The sequence below is a fragment of the Streptomyces polyasparticus genome, from assembly GCF_014493765.1.
Taxonomy (GTDB): Bacteria; Actinomycetota; Actinomycetes; order Streptomycetales; family Streptomycetaceae; genus Streptomyces; species Streptomyces polyasparticus.
Genome location: NZ_JACTVJ010000011.1, coordinates 385,214 through 400,989 on the forward strand (window position 1 = coordinate 385,214; position 15,776 = coordinate 400,989).

15 protein-coding genes and 5 tRNA genes are annotated in these 15,776 nt (G+C 72.8%); 12 read left to right on the top strand and 8 right to left on the bottom strand.

All coding sequences use genetic code 11. From position 1 onward, the window contains the following. Positions 1 to 153: 153 nt before the first annotated feature. The 3 genes from cobT to H9Y04_RS23835 all read left to right on the top strand — a co-directional run bounded on the left by cobT (position 154) and on the right by H9Y04_RS23835 (position 6,360). Positions 154 to 4,110: a nicotinate-nucleotide--dimethylbenzimidazole phosphoribosyltransferase gene (gene cobT, locus H9Y04_RS23825; RefSeq protein ID WP_187816025.1), complete on the top strand. Its 3,957-nt coding sequence runs from the start codon at positions 154 to 156 to the stop codon at positions 4,108 to 4,110. Positions 4,111 to 4,259: 149 nt separating this feature from the next. After that, positions 4,260 to 5,486, top strand: coding sequence for a uroporphyrinogen-III C-methyltransferase (gene cobA / locus H9Y04_RS23830; protein WP_187816026.1), 1,227 nt, complete (start codon positions 4,260 to 4,262; stop codon positions 5,484 to 5,486). Positions 5,487 to 5,541: 55 nt separating this feature from the next. Next, a complete protein-coding gene (locus H9Y04_RS23835; protein ID WP_187816027.1) occupies positions 5,542 to 6,360 on the top strand; it encodes a TrmH family RNA methyltransferase in 819 nt (272 codons plus the stop codon). Between the two features lie 191 nt (positions 6,361 to 6,551). On the opposite strand, the gene H9Y04_RS23840 is transcribed toward H9Y04_RS23835, so the two are convergent. Together H9Y04_RS23840 and H9Y04_RS23845 are read right to left on the bottom strand one after the other, a co-directional pair. Next, positions 6,552 to 7,076, bottom strand: coding sequence for a hypothetical protein (locus H9Y04_RS23840; RefSeq protein ID WP_187816028.1), 525 nt, complete (start codon positions 7,074 to 7,076; stop codon positions 6,552 to 6,554). Continuing rightward, a complete protein-coding gene (locus tag H9Y04_RS23845; protein WP_187816029.1) occupies positions 7,073 to 8,386 on the bottom strand; it encodes a serine/threonine-protein kinase in 1,314 nt (437 codons plus the stop codon). The genes H9Y04_RS23840 and H9Y04_RS23845 overlap by 4 nt, the downstream gene beginning before the upstream one ends. A 203-nt stretch (positions 8,387 to 8,589) precedes the next feature. On the opposite strand from H9Y04_RS23845, the gene H9Y04_RS23850 reads away from it, so the two are divergent. From H9Y04_RS23850 to H9Y04_RS23865, 4 genes are all read left to right on the top strand, one after another. Beyond that, positions 8,590 to 8,835, top strand: coding sequence for a DUF8836 family protein (locus H9Y04_RS23850; RefSeq protein WP_187816030.1), 246 nt, complete (start codon positions 8,590 to 8,592; stop codon positions 8,833 to 8,835). A 230-nt stretch (positions 8,836 to 9,065) separates the two neighbouring features. After that, positions 9,066 to 9,272: a hypothetical protein gene (locus H9Y04_RS23855; protein WP_187816031.1), complete on the top strand. Its 207-nt coding sequence runs from the start codon at positions 9,066 to 9,068 to the stop codon at positions 9,270 to 9,272. Between the two features lie 189 nt (positions 9,273 to 9,461). After that, positions 9,462 to 10,388, top strand: a complete 927-nt coding sequence (locus H9Y04_RS23860) for an aminoglycoside phosphotransferase family protein (RefSeq protein WP_187816181.1) — start codon at positions 9,462 to 9,464, stop codon at positions 10,386 to 10,388. Positions 10,389 to 10,473: 85 nt separating this feature from the next. Beyond that, positions 10,474 to 10,752 carry a TFIIB-type zinc ribbon-containing protein gene (locus H9Y04_RS23865; protein WP_187816032.1) on the top strand — a complete coding sequence of 93 codons (279 nt, stop codon included), beginning with the start codon at positions 10,474 to 10,476 and terminating at the stop codon, positions 10,750 to 10,752. 100 nt (positions 10,753 to 10,852) lie between these two features. Here the strand turns inward: H9Y04_RS23865 and H9Y04_RS23870 are convergent. From H9Y04_RS23870 to H9Y04_RS23890, 5 genes are all read right to left on the bottom strand, one after another. Beyond that, positions 10,853 to 10,924 (bottom strand) — tRNA-Val (locus tag H9Y04_RS23870). Positions 10,925 to 10,956: 32 nt separating this feature from the next. Next, positions 10,957 to 11,028 (bottom strand) — tRNA-Val (locus H9Y04_RS23875). 38 nt (positions 11,029 to 11,066) lie between these two features. Continuing rightward, a tRNA-Val gene (locus tag H9Y04_RS23880) sits at positions 11,067 to 11,138 on the bottom strand. 1 nt (position 11,139) lies between these two features. After that, positions 11,140 to 11,213: transfer RNA gene (locus tag H9Y04_RS23885), tRNA-Cys, on the bottom strand. Between the two features lie 40 nt (positions 11,214 to 11,253). Further along, a tRNA-Gly gene (locus H9Y04_RS23890) sits at positions 11,254 to 11,326 on the bottom strand. 161 nt (positions 11,327 to 11,487) lie between these two features. On the opposite strand from H9Y04_RS23890, the gene H9Y04_RS23895 reads away from it, so the two are divergent. The 3 genes from H9Y04_RS23895 to H9Y04_RS23905 all read left to right on the top strand — a co-directional run bounded on the left by H9Y04_RS23895 (position 11,488) and on the right by H9Y04_RS23905 (position 14,231). Then, complete coding sequence (locus H9Y04_RS23895) at positions 11,488 to 12,507, top strand: chorismate-binding protein (RefSeq protein WP_214661554.1); 1,020 nt, start codon at positions 11,488 to 11,490, stop codon at positions 12,505 to 12,507. Continuing rightward, complete coding sequence (locus H9Y04_RS23900; protein WP_187816034.1) at positions 12,504 to 13,319, top strand: aminotransferase class IV; 816 nt, start codon at positions 12,504 to 12,506, stop codon at positions 13,317 to 13,319. The genes H9Y04_RS23895 and H9Y04_RS23900 overlap by 4 nt, the downstream gene beginning before the upstream one ends. 84 nt (positions 13,320 to 13,403) lie before the next feature. Beyond that, positions 13,404 to 14,231: a GNAT family N-acetyltransferase gene (locus H9Y04_RS23905; protein WP_187816035.1), complete on the top strand. Its 828-nt coding sequence runs from the start codon at positions 13,404 to 13,406 to the stop codon at positions 14,229 to 14,231. A gap of 64 nt (positions 14,232 to 14,295) precedes the next feature. Here H9Y04_RS23905 and H9Y04_RS23910 read toward each other — a convergent pair whose 3' ends face one another. Next, entirely contained in the window at positions 14,296 to 14,817 is a 522-nt protein-coding gene (locus H9Y04_RS23910) for a DsbA family protein (RefSeq protein ID WP_187816036.1), read from the bottom strand. 165 nt (positions 14,818 to 14,982) lie between these two features. Between H9Y04_RS23910 and H9Y04_RS23915 the strand changes: the two genes are divergently transcribed. Together H9Y04_RS23915 and H9Y04_RS23920 are read left to right on the top strand one after the other, a co-directional pair. Then, positions 14,983 to 15,429 (top strand): hypothetical protein, encoded by a 447-nt coding sequence (locus tag H9Y04_RS23915; protein WP_187816037.1) that lies wholly within the window; start codon positions 14,983 to 14,985, stop codon positions 15,427 to 15,429. Between the two features lie 146 nt (positions 15,430 to 15,575). Further along, complete coding sequence (locus H9Y04_RS23920; protein ID WP_187816038.1) at positions 15,576 to 15,755, top strand: hypothetical protein; 180 nt, start codon at positions 15,576 to 15,578, stop codon at positions 15,753 to 15,755. Positions 15,756 to 15,776: the final 21 nt, after the last annotated feature.

Below are 15,776 nucleotides of genomic sequence, written 5' to 3' on the forward strand. Positions count from 1 at the left end.
CGACAATGCCTAGGGCGTCGATGCCTTTGACGCTTTGTCGACGAGTCGTACGTGCCGCGCGGCGCGCACGCTCGTTCTTGTCCTTGGGTGGGTGCTACACCGCCCCGGGCAGCCGGCCGAAGGAGAAGTACGACCAATGGGCGAGGGGTACGCATGACCGACACCGGCCAGGTCCCGGGCGAGGGACTGCCTCAGGACGCAGGCACGGTGGGCCGGCCCGGGGTTCCCGCCCCGGGTGCGCACACCTTCCACGATCCTTCCGGCGCTGCCGCCGAGGACGACGATCTGCTCCTGATGCCGGGGGCGCAGGGCGCATGGACGGAAGACCGTCCGGCGTTCACGCCCGAGGGGTACGCCGCGGCGCAGGGGTACGGCATGGGGGAGGCCGGCCCTCAGGGCGGTCTGCCCCAGGGCGGCTTTCCGCAGGAGGGCTTTGCTCAGGGCGGGCTTCCGCAGGGCGATGCTTCGCAGAGCGGCGCTCCCCAGGCCGGAATGCCTCAGGCCGGGACCCCCATGGGCGGTACTCCGATGGGCGGGGCTGCCATGGGCGGGGACGCCCGGATGCCGTCCGCTCAGCACGGTCAGGCCCCGCTCGGCGCCCACCCCGGCTCCGGCTACGCACCTGGTGAACAGGGCGGCCCCGACGCTGCCGGTGGCGAGTACCCCGGCGCGTACGACGGCGGTTTCGCCGGCGCGGACGCGGAGGCCGGGCCCCTGGACACCGGCGCGCACGAAGCGGCCGGGCGTGACAGCGGTTCCGTGGACCTCGGAGGCGCCCGCATGTCCGCCCCCAAGGAGGCCCCGGTCCGCCGCCCGCTGCACATGGGTCCGCCCGCTGTGGCCGCTCCCGCGACGCCCAGCCCGGTCCGCTCGCTGGCCGACCGCGGTCCGGCCGGCACCCCGGCCACCCCGGTGCGCCGCCCCGGCCCGCCGACCAGCGGTCCCGAGTACCTGGACATCCCGCGCGAGGCCGACGGCACCCCCGTCGCTCCCGGGCCGCAGCTCGGCTCGATCCCCGCCGGCCCCGGTGAACCGTCCGGCCCTCAACTCGGCGAGATCCCGGCCCAGTCCGCGACCCCCTGGCCTCAGCCCTCGCAAGCGCAGGGTGCAGAAACGGTCGTTCCCCAGGCGCGCCCCGCCGGAGCCACCCCCGCGACCCCCGACGCCGAAGCCTTCCGTGCGGCACAGGAGGCGGCCGGTTTCCAGGCCGCCCCGGCCCCGCAGGGCGCCGCGCTGCTCGGTGTCCCCGAGCCCGCGTATGCCGCGCAGGGCGCCGCGCTGTCCGCCGACTCCGCCCAGGCGTACCCGGCCCACGGCGGCGACTTCGCCCAGGGTCCGGCCGAGCCCACGCCCGGAGAGGGCTTTGCGCCCCAGGGCGGTCCCCAGCTCCACCTCGGTCCGCAGCAGTCCGCCGGCGCGGCCATGCAGGCGGGCGAACACCACCCGCCCGTCGCCCCGATCCCCATGCCCGCGGCCTCGTCCGAGGACCTGCCCGCCGGTGACGGCGGCGCCATTCCCGCGGGCCTGAACCCTCAGGACCCGGGCCCCATCGGCGAGTTCGTCCCGGTCGACGGCGTCGTCCCGTCCACCCCGCACCTCGCGCCCACGCCTCCGCAGCCGCTCCGGCTGCCCCAGGAGCCGGACGAGCGCACGGAGGAGCAGGCGGCCGCGGCGCAGGAGTCCGTGGCCGAGGCCGCCGCACCGGCGCAGGACGTTGCCGAGCAGGCCGTGCCGCTGCAGGACGCCGCCGTGTCGATACAGAACGGCCCCGTACCCGCCGAGGCCACCCCCGTACCGGCGCAGGACGCCGCGGCCACGGCGCCGGAAGCCGGTGCCCCCGCGCAGGAGCCCGCTGCCCCGGCCGAGCCCGGTCAGCCGCAGGACGAGCAGTCCGCTCAGGCCGAACAGCTCGCTGACGAGCCGGTGCTCCCCGCCGACGTCGACGCTGCTCAGCAGCCCGCGAACCAGCCCGCGAACCAGCCCGAGAATCAGCCGGAGACCGAGGCAGCCGAGGCACTCGAGGCCGGCACCGAGCCCGCGCCCGACGCCTCGCTCCCCGTCCCCGCACCTCGCGAGGGCGAGCCCGCGCAGCCGGCCGAGACGCCGGAGCACTTGGCCACCGCGGACGCCGAGGTTCCGGCCGAACAGGAGCCCGCTCCCGCCGCCGATGCGACCGAGACCCCGGCCGAGTCGGCGGAGCCGCAGGCCCCGGCCGCGGCGCAGGCTCCGGCCGACGAATCCTCCCCGGAGTCCGAGCCCGTCGCCGCCGAGCCCCTCACCGATGAGCTCGCCGAGGAGGGTCCCGAACTCCTCCAGTTCGCCGACGAGTTGGCCACGCAGGAGGGCGCCGCGGACGATGCCGAGGTCCGCACCGACGCTCCCGCCGCCCCCGGCTACGCCGACGCCGAGCGCGAGGCCGTCCTGCGCGTGATGCGCGAGCGCCGCGACATCCGCAACGGCTTCCGCAGCGACCCGATCCCGCACGAGGTCCTGCTCCGCGTCCTCGAAGCAGCCCATACGGCACCGTCCGTCGGCCACTCCCAGCCCTGGGACTTCGTCGTCATCCGCTCCGCCGAGACCCGGCGCACGATGCACGAACTCGCCATGCGTCAGCGCGAGGCGTACGCGAAGTCGCTGCCCAAGGGCCGCGCGAAGCAGTTCAAGGAACTGAAGATCGAGGCCATCCTCGAGACCCCGGTGAACATCGTCGTCACCGCCGACCCCACCCGCGGCGGCCGCCACACCCTCGGCCGGCACACTCAGCCGCAGATGGCCCCGTACTCCTCGGCGCTCGCCGTCGAGAACCTCTGGCTCGCGGCCCGCGCCGAAGGCCTCGGCGTCGGCTGGGTCAGCTTCTTCGACGAGCGCGAGATGGTCCGTACGCTCGGCCTGCCCGACCACCTGGAGGTCGTGGCGTATCTCTGCGTCGGCTACGTGGACGAGTTCCCGGACGAGCCCGAGCTGATGCAGGCCGGCTGGTCCAAGCGCCGCCCGCTGTCCTGGGTGGTCCACGAGGAGACGTACGGCCGCCGCGCCCTGCCCGGCGAGGACCCGCACGACCTGCTCTCCGAGACCGTCGCCAACATCCGCCCCCTGGACGCCAAGGCGCTCGGCGAGGCCTGGGAGCGGCAGAAGCGGATGACCAAGCCGGCCGGCGCGCTCGGCATGCTGGAGATCATCTCCGCGCAGCTCGCGGGCCTGTCCCGGATGTGCCCGCCGCCGATCCCGGAGCCCGCGGCCGTCGCGATCTTCGCGGGCGACCACGGGGTGCACGCCCAGGGCGTGACGCCCTGGCCGCAGGAGGTCACCGGCCAGATGGTCGCCAACTTCCTCGGCGGCGGCGCGGTCTGCAACGCATTCGCCAACCAGGTGGGCGCCGAGGTCTGCGTCATCGACGTGGGCGTCGCCTCCGACCTGCCCGCAACGCCGGGCCTGCTGCCCCGCAAGGTGCGCGCCGGCACGGCCGACATGACGACCGGACCCGCGCTCACCCGCGAAGAGGTCAAGGCGGCCATCGAGGTCGGCATCGAAACCGCCCGCGACCTCGTGGCCGCCGGCAACAAGGCCCTGCTCACGGGCGAGATGGGCATCGCGAACACCACCGCGTCCGCCGCCCTGATCTCCGTCTTCACCGGCGCCGACCCGTCCGAGGTGACGGGCCGCGGTACCGGCATCAACGACGAGACGCTCGCCCGCAAGACGGACGTCGTACGACGGGCCCTGGAGCTGCACCAGCCGGATCCGGCCGACCCCATCGGCGTGCTCGCGGCCATCGGCGGTCTCGAACACGCCGCGATCGTCGGCCTGTTGCTGGGCGGCGCCTCGCTGCGCACGCCGGTCATCCTGGACGGCGTGAGCGCCGGCGCCGCGGCCCTGGTCGCCCGCGCCATCGCCCCCGAGGTCCTTGCGGCCTGCATCGCGGGCCACCGCAGCGCGGAGCCCGGCCACGTCGCGGCCCTCAACAAGCTGGGCCTGCGCCCCCTGGTCGACCTCGACCTGCGCCTCGGCGAGGGCACCGGCGCCCTGCTCGCGCTCCCCGTCGTCCAGTCGGCGGCCCGTGCGATGCACGAGGTCGCGACGTTCGACTCCGCGGGCGTCACCGAGAAGTAGCACGGCGGGCGGAGGGCGGTACGGGCACTGCCCGGCCGCCCTCCGCCGCTGTGCGCCGTAATCTGAGAACGCACCACCCACCCCTGTCAGAGCTGCTCCACCGCCGCAGCGGCTCATCAAGCCCTCCGCACCAGGAGCCGCAGAAACCCATGGCCGAACACCCCGCGTACCCCGTAGGCCTCCGCCTCTCCGGCCGCCGAGTAGTCGTCCTCGGCGGCGGCCAGGTGGCCCAGCGCCGCCTCCCGGCCCTGCTCGCGGCCGGCGCGGACATCACCCTGATCTCCCCGGAGGCCACCCCCTCCGTCGAGGCCATGGCGGACACCGGCGAGATCCGGTGGACCCGCAGGCCGTACGAGTACGGGGACCTCACCGACGCCTGGTACGCGCTCATCGCCACCAGCGACCACACCGCCAACGAGGCGGCGAGCGCCGAGGCCGAGACCCACAGGGTGTGGTGCGTACGCTCCGACGACGCGAGCGCCGCCACCGCCTGGACCCCCGCGACCGGCCGCAGCGAGGGCGTCACGGTCGCCATCCTCACCACGGACCGCCCCGACCCCCGCCGTACGGCCGCGATCCGCGACGCGGTCGTCGAGGGCCTGCGCGACGGCACCCTGGTCGCCCCGCACCAGCGCACCAAGACCCCCGGAGTGGCCCTCGTCGGCGGCGGCCCGGGCGACCCCGACCTGATCACGGTCCGCGGCCGCCGCCTGCTCGCCGAGGCCGACGTGGTCATCGCCGACCGGCTCGGCCCGCGCGACCTGCTCGCCGAACTCCCGCCCCATGTCGAGGTCATCGACGCCGCGAAGATCCCGTACGGCCGCTTCATGGCGCAGGAGGCGATCAACAACGCGCTGATCGAGCACGCCAAGGCCGGCAAGTCCGTCGTCCGTCTCAAGGGCGGCGACCCGTTCGTCTTCGGCCGCGGCATGGAGGAGGCGCAGGCCCTCGCCGAGGCGGGCATCGCCTGCACGGTCGTGCCCGGTATCTCCAGCTCGATCTCCGTGCCCGGAGCGGCCGGCATCCCGGTCACGCACCGGGGCGTGGCCCACGAGTTCACCGTGGTCAGCGGCCATGTCGCACCCGACGACGAGCGCTCCCTGGTCAATTGGCAGGCCCTCGCGCAGGGCACCGGCACGCTCGTCGTCCTGATGGGCGTGGACAAGATCGGCAAGATCGCCGAGACCCTGATCGCGGGCGGCCGCGCCCCCGAGACCCCCGTCGCCCTGGTCCAGGAGGGCACCACCGCCGCCCAGCGCCGCGTGGACGCCACCCTGGCCACGGTCGCGGAGACCGTCGTGGCCGAGGAGGTACGTCCGCCCGCCGTGATCGTCATCGGCGACGTGGTCGGGGTCGGCACGGGTAACCAGCGGTAACGGAACTTCTCCCGATCCCGTTGGCACCGCACCTAGGACAAGGCAGTATCACCCTGTGGCCGATCTCATCCATGTCGACGACCCCGACGACCCGCGTCTGCGCGACTACACCGGACTCACGGACGTAGAGCTCCGGCGCAAGCGCGAGCCCGCCGAAGGACTCTTCATCGCCGAGGGCGAGAAGGTCATCCGGCGCGCCAAGGACGCGGACTACGAGATGCGCTCGATGCTGCTCTCCGCCAAGTGGGTCGACGTCATGCGCGACGTCATCGACGAACTCCCGGCGCCCGTCTACGCGGTGAGCCCCGAGCTCGCCGAACGCGTCACGGGCTACCACGTGCACCGCGGTGCCCTCGCCTCGATGCAGCGCAAGCCGCTGCCCACCCCCGAGGAGCTCCTGACCACGGCCCGCCGGGTGGCGGTCATGGAGGCGGTCAACGACCACACCAACATCGGCGCGATCTTCCGCTCCGCCGCGGCCCTCGGCATGGACGCGGTGCTGCTCTCGCCGGACTGCGCGGACCCGCTCTACCGCCGCTCGGTGAAGGTCTCGATGGGCGCGGTCTTCTCGGTCCCGTACGCGCGCCTGGAGTCCTGGCCCAAGTCCCTGGAGACCGTACGGGAGGCGGGCTTCAACCTCCTCGCCCTCACCCCGGACGAGAAGGCCGCCACGCTCGACGACATGGCCCCGCACCGCATGGACCGCGTCGCGCTGATGCTGGGCGCCGAAGGCGACGGCCTCTCCACGCAGGCCCTGGTCGCCGCCGACGAATGGGTCCGCATCCCGATGGCCCACGGCGTCGACTCCCTCAACGTGGGAGCGGCGGCGGCGGTCGCCTTCTACGCGGTGACGGCTGGGCGTCCCAAGGCCTGACGCCGGACGCCGACGGTCAGACGTAAGTCGCCGTCCATCAGACGCCGACTGCCAGAAGCCATCCGTCGGACGCCGACTGCCAGGCGTGGGTCGCCATCCGTCAGACGCCAACTGCCGGGAACCATCCGTCAGACGCCAACTGCCGGGAACCATCCGTCGGACGCCGACTGTCGGACGCGGGCCGCCATCCGTCAGACAGCGGCGTCGGGACGGATGTTGAGGATCGCCTCGCGGGCGAACGCCGCGATGTTGCGAGGGCAGCGCCACGCCGAAGCGGCAGCTGCTCCGTCCGCGCCCTCTTCGTCCAGGCCGTCGAGGTCCTCCACGCCTTCCCAGGCGTCGTCCGAAGCGTCGAGAATCAGCGGAAGGATCTCCGGGAACCGCTCGATGAGGGACTCGACGTCGCCCTCACCCGGGTGGCCGTCATGCGCGCAGTCCACCGCGCGCCCCTCGGCCACCACCTCGCCAAGCACCGCGACCACCCGTTCCTCGACGCCAGGTCCCGGCTCCCAGGCCACGTAGCCGTACATCTGGACGAGCCCGAGCGCATGGAACGCGGCCCCCAGGGCGTCGCCGCCGCTGCGGGCCGCGACCAGCGCCTCGGCGCAGTCGAGCACGCAGGCGTCCTTCGCGGACCGGTCACCCGGGTAGTACCCCTCCCGGATGCTCTCCCAGTCGCCCCCCAGCTCCGCCACGCGATCCGCGGACCGGTTCATCGTCCGTCCGCCGGCGTGGGCGCCTCGCCCGCCGGCCCGGCGCTGATCCCGTGGATCTGCCGCAGCCCCTGCGCCGGCCCCTGACACCCCTGCGCCGCCGCGATCCCCAGCGCGACGAGCAGCGTCACCACGACGAACACGAAGAGCCGCTGCCGGAGCAGACGGGGATTGGCCGGGATCCGACGGCCCGTGCCCGTCGCACGAGGCGCCGGGCGTCCCGAACCACTGCGCGGCGCAGGCCTGTTGCCCGTCCCCGGACGCGACGCACGCGGAGCAGGCGCCTGCGGACGGCGCGCAGGGGGCCGCGAGCCGGCGCCGGACGGCGGGGGAGTGGGCCCGGGACGCCGCGGACGCTCGGCGGGGGGCCGGCTCTGCGAGGCGGCCGCACCGGAAGCGGAAGCGGACTGCGTCCGCTCGTCCACCCGCGCGGTGGGCCGGTCCGCATCACGCCGCGGCGCGGGCGGCCTGGCGTCCGTCGGCGACTGCGCCTCGCGGGCCGCGATCTCCTTGAGCCGCATCGACAGCTGCAGCGTGCTGGGACGCTCTTCCGGGTCCTTCGCGAGGCACGCCCGGATCAGCGGCGACAGCGCGTCCGGCACACCCTGGAGCTGCGCCTCCTCGTGCACCACGCGGTACAGCATCACCTCGGAACTGCCGTGCCCGAAGGGCGAATCACCCATCGCCGCGTACGCGAGGGTCGCCCCCAGCGAGAACACATCCGTGGCCGCGGTGACCGCCTGCCCCCGTACCTGCTCGGGCGCGAGGAAGCCGGGCGAGCCCACCGCCGTACCGACGTGGGTCAGGGTCGACGCCCCCGTCGCCCAGGCGATACCGAAGTCGATGATCCGGGGGCCCTTGGGCGACAGCAGGATGTTGGACGGCTTGAGATCCCGGTGCACCACACCGGCCTCGTGCACCGCGACGAGCCCCTCGGACAGCGCCGAGCCGACCGCGGCCACCTCCGCCGCCGTCAGCGGCCCCTCGTCGGCCACCTTGTCGTGGAGCGAGGGCCCGGGCACGTACTGCGTCGCGAACCACGGCCGGTCCGCCTCGAGATCGGCGGCCACGAGCCGGGCCGTGCAGCCGCCGCGGATCCTGCGCGCCGCGGACACCTCGCGCGCGAACCGCGAACGGAACTCCTGATCCTCCGCCAGATCCGGCCGGATCACCTTCAGGGCGACCCGCTGCCCCCGCCGGTCGGACCCGAGATAGACGACACCCATGCCGCCCGCGCCGAGCCTGCGGTGCAGCCTGAACGAGCCGACGACACGCGGATCCTCGCGCCGGAGCCGCATCATCGCCATGTCCATCCCCGCTGCCTGGCCGCCCTCTTGAATGACGAGCCACAGCTTACGTATTCGCGCTCATTCGCGCGCATAGGCCGCGCCTTCGGCGACAGATCGATTGTCAGTGCCGGGTGGGAGACTTGAAGAGTGGTCAGAAGACGTGCGGACCAGGGCCGTTCGGGGTGCCGGGTTCGCCAACGGGCCGTCGCAGAAGGGGGATTGAGCGTATGAAGGGCGATCGAGTCGAGATAGTCGTGGACGCCGGGGACACGACGAGGACCTACGAGGTGGTGGCCAGCCGGGCGGGCCGCCGGGTGGAAACCGCGGTGCGCCGGGGCGTGGTCGAAGTGAGCGAAGTCACGCGCAGTGGGTCGGTGGTGCGCACGGCGCGCTTCATGGCCACCCGCGTCCTCGCGCTGGTCGAGCAGCCGGTCCCGCGCGAACACACCTCCGAGGAAGAGCGCGCTCAGTAGTCACCCCGGGTGCAACCCCTCCGGGAAGACCCCAAGTCCTAGGACCTCGTCTCCACCCAGGGGAGTACGAAATGGGCGTGGGGGTCCTCCTGCAGGAGGCCCGGTAATCGGTACGAGGGCATGACGACCGGGGCGCCCCGCGCCCCTAGATTTGAAGTCAAGCGGCGAGTGCAGCACTCGTCCCCCGAGGTCAGACACTCGCCGCTGCCAGACATGACAGGAGAGGGACCATGGCGGACACGGCAGCGCGGGCGATGATCCGCACGCAGGGACGTAAGGCGCAGGCCGCGTTCGGCGGCAGCCGTACCGGCCGGCGCCACCCGCTGGTGGCCACGGCCATGGTGCTTCCCCTGGCGGCCCTGCTCGTAGTCGTCTTCGGCGGCTGGGAAGCAGTGGTCACACAGGCGTCGTCCGTGGGCGTGATGCTGGGGCGCTGAGCGGCGCCCCAGGCCCGGAAGAGCGGTCCGGGCGGGGACACACGGCCATAACCCCGTGGGGACGGGGGTGCGGCGGACGGCACAAAGGGCCCGCGCAGCTGGGGAGCTGCGCGGGCTGTGTGCTGTCCGGGGCCGCCGCGTAGCCTGCCCGCAGTAGGTACGACCTTTGGGGGAGCCGTGGCGCGAGCCGTGTCCGCAGACCTGGTCCGTGCGCTGGGCACCGCGGCACGCGTGGCCGCGCACGCGGCGCCACGCGACTGCGCCTGCAGCGCCCCGGTCCTCGCGGACCGCTCCGACGGCACCGTGGTGCGCCATGGAGACCTGGTCGTCAAAGCCCACGCCTCCGATACGGACAGGGCGGGCCTCGACGTCCAACTGGCCGTCGCCGCACACCCTGCGCTCGCGGGCATCCTGCTCGCACCACTCCCGGGACCGCCCCGCACCGAACTCGACGGCCGCCCCCTCACGTATTGGCCGCACGGCACCCCCGTCGACCCGGAGCACCCCGAGCACGCGCCCTGGGAAGCGGCAGGCGATCTGCTCGCCCGCCTGCACCGCACGCCCGTCGGGACACTGCCGCGCCCGCTGCCGCCCATGCGCGGACCCCGTAAGGCCGCCGAGGCCCTGGCCCGTATGCGAAAAGCGGGCCCGCACCCCGTCGCGGCCGTCATCGAGCGCGCCTGGGCCGCACTCCCCGCCTGGGCCCGGGCCGAGGCGCCCCTGACGCACGCCACGGCGCTCTGCCACGGCGATCTCCACCTGGGCCAGCTCGTCCATCACGAGGGCCGCTGGCTGCTCATCGACATCGACGACCTCGGCACCGGCGACCCCGCATGGGACCTCGCCCGCCCCGCCGCCTGGTACGCGGCCGGTCTGCTGCCGCCGGACGAGTGGGCCCGTTTCCTCGGCGCCTACCGCGCGGCCGGCGGTCCCGCGGTCCCGGCCGAAGGCGACCCCTGGCCGGCCCTCGACGTGCCCGCCAAAGCGCTCACGGTCCAGACCGCCGCCCTCGCTGTCGCGAAGTCCCTCCGCGAGAGCCGAGCGCTGGACGAGGTGGAGGAGTCGGTGGTGCAATCCTGTGACCGTATTGGCGCACTACCCGCCGAGTTGACGTGAAGATCCCCGAAGTAGTCTGCGGGAGACCGAAGCCGGGCACAGATTCCGGTGAAACCGTCACGACCGGCGAGGAGTTGAGCCCACGATGCAGTGCCCCAAGTGCCACGCAATGATGCACACGTACAACCGCAACGGCGTTCAGATCGAGCAGTGCAGCGGCTGCCGCGGGATATTCCTGGACTACGGCGAGCTGGAGTCGCTGACCCGCCTCGAGTCCCAGTGGAGCCAGCAGGCCCCGCCGCCCGCGCCGGCCCCGCAGGCGTACCCGGCACCGCCGGCCCCGGCCTGGGGAGCCCCGCACCACGGCGGCCACCACGGCCACCACCGGAACAAGAGCTTCGGCCGGATGCTCTTCTCCTCCTGAGCCCTGAGCCCTGAGCCCTGAGCCCTGAGCCCGGGCCTCAGGGCCCTTCAGCCCGGGCACGCAGAAGCCCCCGGCCGATCCGGCCGGGGGCTTCGCTCTGTGCGCGATACTGGGATTGAACCAGTGACCTCTTCCGTGTCAGGGAAGCGCTCTCCCGCTGAGCTAATCGCGCGGGACCAAGACCCGAGGGTCGTGGGTGATACGTGCGCGATACTGGGATTGAACCAGTGACCTCTTCCGTGTCAGGGAAGCGCTCTCCCGCTGAGCTAATCGCGCGGGGATCCTTGCGGACCAAGATCTTCAATTGTGTTGAGTGCGCGATACTGGGATTGAACCAGTGACCTCTTCCGTGTCAGGGAAGCGCTCTCCCGCTGAGCTAATCGCGCTTGGAGGTGGAGACGGGATTTGAACCCGTGTAGACGGCTTTGCAGGCCGTTGCCTCGCCTCTCGGCCACTCCACCAGGAGTGTGGGGGTTCGGGAATGATCCCCCTGCTCTTTCGAGCGAACGACGAGGTTCGAACTCGCGACCTCAACCTTGGCAAGGTTGCGCTCTACCAACTGAGCTACGTTCGCCTGTCTCTCGGGGCGCTTTCGCGTCCCGGCGACGTGTTGAACTGTAGCGGATTCCAGGGCCAGTACAAAAACTCGTTTACGCAGCGTGCTGCCCTGACCCGGCCCCGGGGCGGCCGCGCGGACCCGGTCATAGACTCGCAGCCGTGCACGACCCCGCTCCCATGGCACGCCTCGGCGGCCTCATCGCCACCGATCTGCGCGATGTCACCAGTGATCCCTCAGCCCTCGACTCCGCCGGCTTCTGGGCCGTGTCGGCCGACTTCGAGGGCCGCCTCGTCTGCGCGCGCTTCGGCGACGTACGCGAGGCGCCCCCTGTACGTACGGGGCGCTGGCAGGGACCCGCTCCGGACGCCTGGACGACTTCCCTGGACCGTGCGGCCTATACGGCGGGAGTACGGCGCATCCGCGAGTACATCGCGGCCGGCGAGGTCTACCAGGCCAACCTCTGCCGCGTCCTGAGCGCGCCCGTGGGGCCCGAGGCGGACGTGGACGCGCTCACGGCCGAGCTCGCGCACGGCAACCCCGCTCCCTATGCGGGAACGATTCGGCTCCCGGAGCACGGCGTGGAGATCGCGACGGCGTCCCCGGAGCTGTTCCTGCGCCGCGACGGGCGGATCGTCGAGTCCGGGCCGATCAAGGGCACGGGCCGCACCGAGGCGGACCTTCTGGAGAAGGACCACGCCGAGAACGTGATGATCGTCGATCTCGTCCGCAACGACCTCGGCCGCGTCTGCGCCACCGGCACGGTGACCGTGCCGGAACTGTGCGTGGTCGAGAAGCACCCGGGACTCGTACACCTCGTCTCCACCGTGCGCGGTGAACTGGCCGAGGGCGCCGGCTGGCCCGAGCTGTTCGCCGCCACCTTCCCGCCCGGATCGGTCACGGGGGCACCCAAGTCGAGTGCGCTCAGGATCATCGAGGAGCTGGAGACCGCGCCCCGCGGCCCGTACTGCGGAGGCATCGGCTGGGTGGACGCGGACCGGGGGACGGGCGAACTGGCCGTCGGGATCCGCACGTTCTGGATCGACCGCGCCGAAGGCGTCCTGCGCTTCGGCACCGGTGCGGGCATCACCTGGGGCTCCGACCCCGAGCGCGAGTGGCGGGAGACCGAGCTGAAGGCGTCCCGGCTGCTGGCCGTAGCATCGGGGACGTACGAGGCAAGCGGAGGGAACCACGCGTGAAGATCTGGCTCGACGGTGCACTGCAGGAGCATGACGAGGCACGGGTCTCGGTCCTCGACCACGGACTGACCGTCGGCGACGGCGTCTTCGAGACCGTGAAGGCGGTCGAGGGGGAGCCGTTCGCGTTGACCCGCCATCTCGACCGGCTCGCCCGCTCCGCCCGCGGCCTCGGCCTGCCCGAGCCCGACTTCGACGAGGTGCGCCGTGCGTGCGCCGCCGTGATCGAAGCCAACCCGATGGCGCTCGGCCGGCTGCGGATCACGTACACCGGCGGCATCTCGCCGCTCGGCTCGGACCGGGGCGACGTGGGCCAGACGCTCGTGGTCGCGCTCGGCGAGACCTCCCGGCGTCCCGACAGCACCGCGGTGATCACCGTGCCGTGGACCCGCAACGAGCGCGGCGCCCTCACGGGCCTCAAGACCACCTCGTACGCGGAGAACGTCGTCGCCCTGGCCCGCGCGCACGAACAGGGCGCCAGCGAGGCGCTGTTCGCGAACACCGTGGACCGGCTGTGCGAGGGCACGGGCTCCAATGTGTTCGTCGTCCTCGACGGTGAGATCCACACCCCGCCGGTCGCCTCAGGCTGTCTCGCCGGCATCACCCGGGCCCTCGCCGTCGAGTGGACCGGCGCCAAGGAGACCGATCTGCCCTTCGACGTGCTCGCCGAGGCCGACGAGATCTTCCTGACCTCGACGCTGCGCGACATCCAGGCCGTCCACCGCGTCGACGGCCGTGAACTGGTGCCCGGGCCCGTGACGGCCAAGGCGATGCGCGTATTCGACGAGCGCGCGGCCGACGACCTGGACCCGTGAACCAGGGCATTGCTCGCTGAAGCGGCGCGGCGGAGAGCGGCCGGGGGATGACGCAGCGCCCCGGTCATGGGTAGAACTCCTGTGATGACCACGACCCTGCGGCCCACCGCGCCGCTCCACCGCAGCGCCGACGGCGCCCGTTCCCGTCCGTATCAGGTCTGCGTGAACAGCCGTCCCGTGGGCGCCATCGAGCTCGCCGCCGATCCCGCGAAGGGGCCGGGCGTGGGCCAGATCCGTTCGCTGTACATAGAGGAGCCCGACCGCAGGCGCGGGCGCGGCACCGTGGCCGCGCTCGCGGCCGAGGAGGTGCTGCGCAGCTGGCGCTGTACGCAGGTGGAGGCGCAGATACCGGCAGGCACGGACGCGGACACAGCACGCCGTCTGGCCACCGCCCTCGGCTATGTCGAGCGCAACCGCGCGATGGCCAAGGATCTGGCCGGCCCCGCGCCCACGCTGCCCGAGGGGTGCAGCGCGCGTCCGATGGCCGAGGAGGAGTACCCGGCCTGGCTCGAGGACACCAAGGCCAAATACGTCAGGATGTGGATCGAGCGCGGTCTGTCCGAGGAGGAGGCGTACGCCAAGTCGGAGCAGGACCACGCACAGCTCCTGCCGGACGGCCTCGGCACCCCGGACATGTGGATCACCTGCCTCCTGGACGGCGGGGAGGTGGCGGGCACGATCTGGGTCGCCGGCCAGGAGGGCAGCCGATATGTGTACTGGGTGCAGGTGACGGAGGAGTTCCGCGGCCGCGGCCACGGCCGCACCCTGATGAACCTCGCGGAACGCGACGCACGCGCCGCAGGCGTCGGACGCCTGGCGCTGAACGTCTACACGCACAACACCTCGGCCGTGCGGCTGTACGAGTCCCTCGGCTATCAGCCGGTCTCGTACACCGTGTGCAAGCCGCTCTGACGGACGGGCACCCGGTCGGAGCTCCCGACGGGTGCCCGGTCAGGCAGTCTCGAACGGCGCCCGGTCAGGCAGCCTCGGCCAGGAGCCGGTCCACGATCGTCTCGATGCGCTCGCGCAGCCCCTCTTGGCTCTGACCGCCGTCGAGCCGCTCGCCGTCGATGACATACGTGGGCGTGCCGGTCACGCCGATCGCCTTGCCCTCGGCCTGGTCGGCGTCGACGATCAGGGTGTGCCGGCCGTCGATCAGCGCGGTGTCGAACTCGTCGGCGTCCAGGCCCAGTTCACGCGCCACGTCGAGCAGCAGCTGCTCGCCGGCCGAGTCGAACTCCTCGACCCGGGCGAGCACGGCCGCCACGTACGGCCAGCCCTTCCCCTGGTCGACCGCTTCCTCGGCGGCCTGCGCGGCGGCGTACGCGTGCTTGTGCTTGTCCAGCGGGAAGTGCCGCAGACGCACCTCGAGCCGGTCGCCGTAGCGCTCGCGCAGGGCGCTGACATCGTCGAGGGCGGTGCGGCAGTCGGGGCACTGGAGCTCGCACCAGACGTCGAGCACGGGGCGGGCGGGGCTTGCGGGGGCGGAGTCGCTCATGGGGCCAGTCTCCCAGCCGCCGGCCCGCCGCCCCAACCCGGACCTGCGGAGGAGATGAACCCCGAGTTCTCCCTGAGGTCACTCCGGAACATGGCCCGAAGGCGCCGAAGCGGTGCACGATGGAGGACATACCGCCGAAGAACGCACCCATCGCTGGAGGGCCGGATGCTTGCCGAGACCATCTGTTCCGCCGTGTCCGCGGCAGGCCTGGGCATCGCCGCGATCACCGCGTACCGCAAGCGTTTCCTGGCCGCGACCAGAATCGCCGCCTACTCGCTCGTCCCGGTGGGCCTGGTGATGACGGGCGTGGTCGAGTGGGTCTCCGACCTGGTCTTCAAGCCGTCCACCTGGGTCGGCGTCGGCATCCTTGGCCTGTCCTGGGTGCTGTTCATGACCAGCCGCGCCGTCGAACGGCGCGCGGGCGTGGGCGGCCGCAAGGAGCGCAAGGCCGCGAAGCAGGGCCGCCGCGAGACGGCCGTCGAGCCCAAGGCCTCGGCGCCTTCGCTCGGCCAGGGCCGCACCGGCACGCAGCCGGCGGCCCGCCCGGGGGCCGCGCAGCCGGCGGAGGACTTCAGCGACATCGAGGCGATCCTCAAGAAGCACGGCATCTGACGCGTACGCCCCCGCTCGCTCCCCGCTTGCCCCCGTTCGCGCCGGACACGGGTGCGCGCCCAGGAGTACGCGAATCGGCGAACTCCCCACACAAAAGGGTGTGTTGGGCCACGCGCGCCCAGTGAGTGCGTCATCATCGCCCCGAGATGAACACCACCCAGGGCCAGGCCCCCGCACCACCCACGAACCCGCCGACGGCTCCCGCCCCCGCCTCGGAACAGCGCGGCTGTCTGTTCGCGCTCTCCCAGCCACCCCTGATGATCTTCCTGGGCGTGATCGGCTGTCTGCTCCTGGCCGCGGCCATGCACGACCTGTTCCTGCTCTGACCCCCGGCCCGTGGGCCGGGC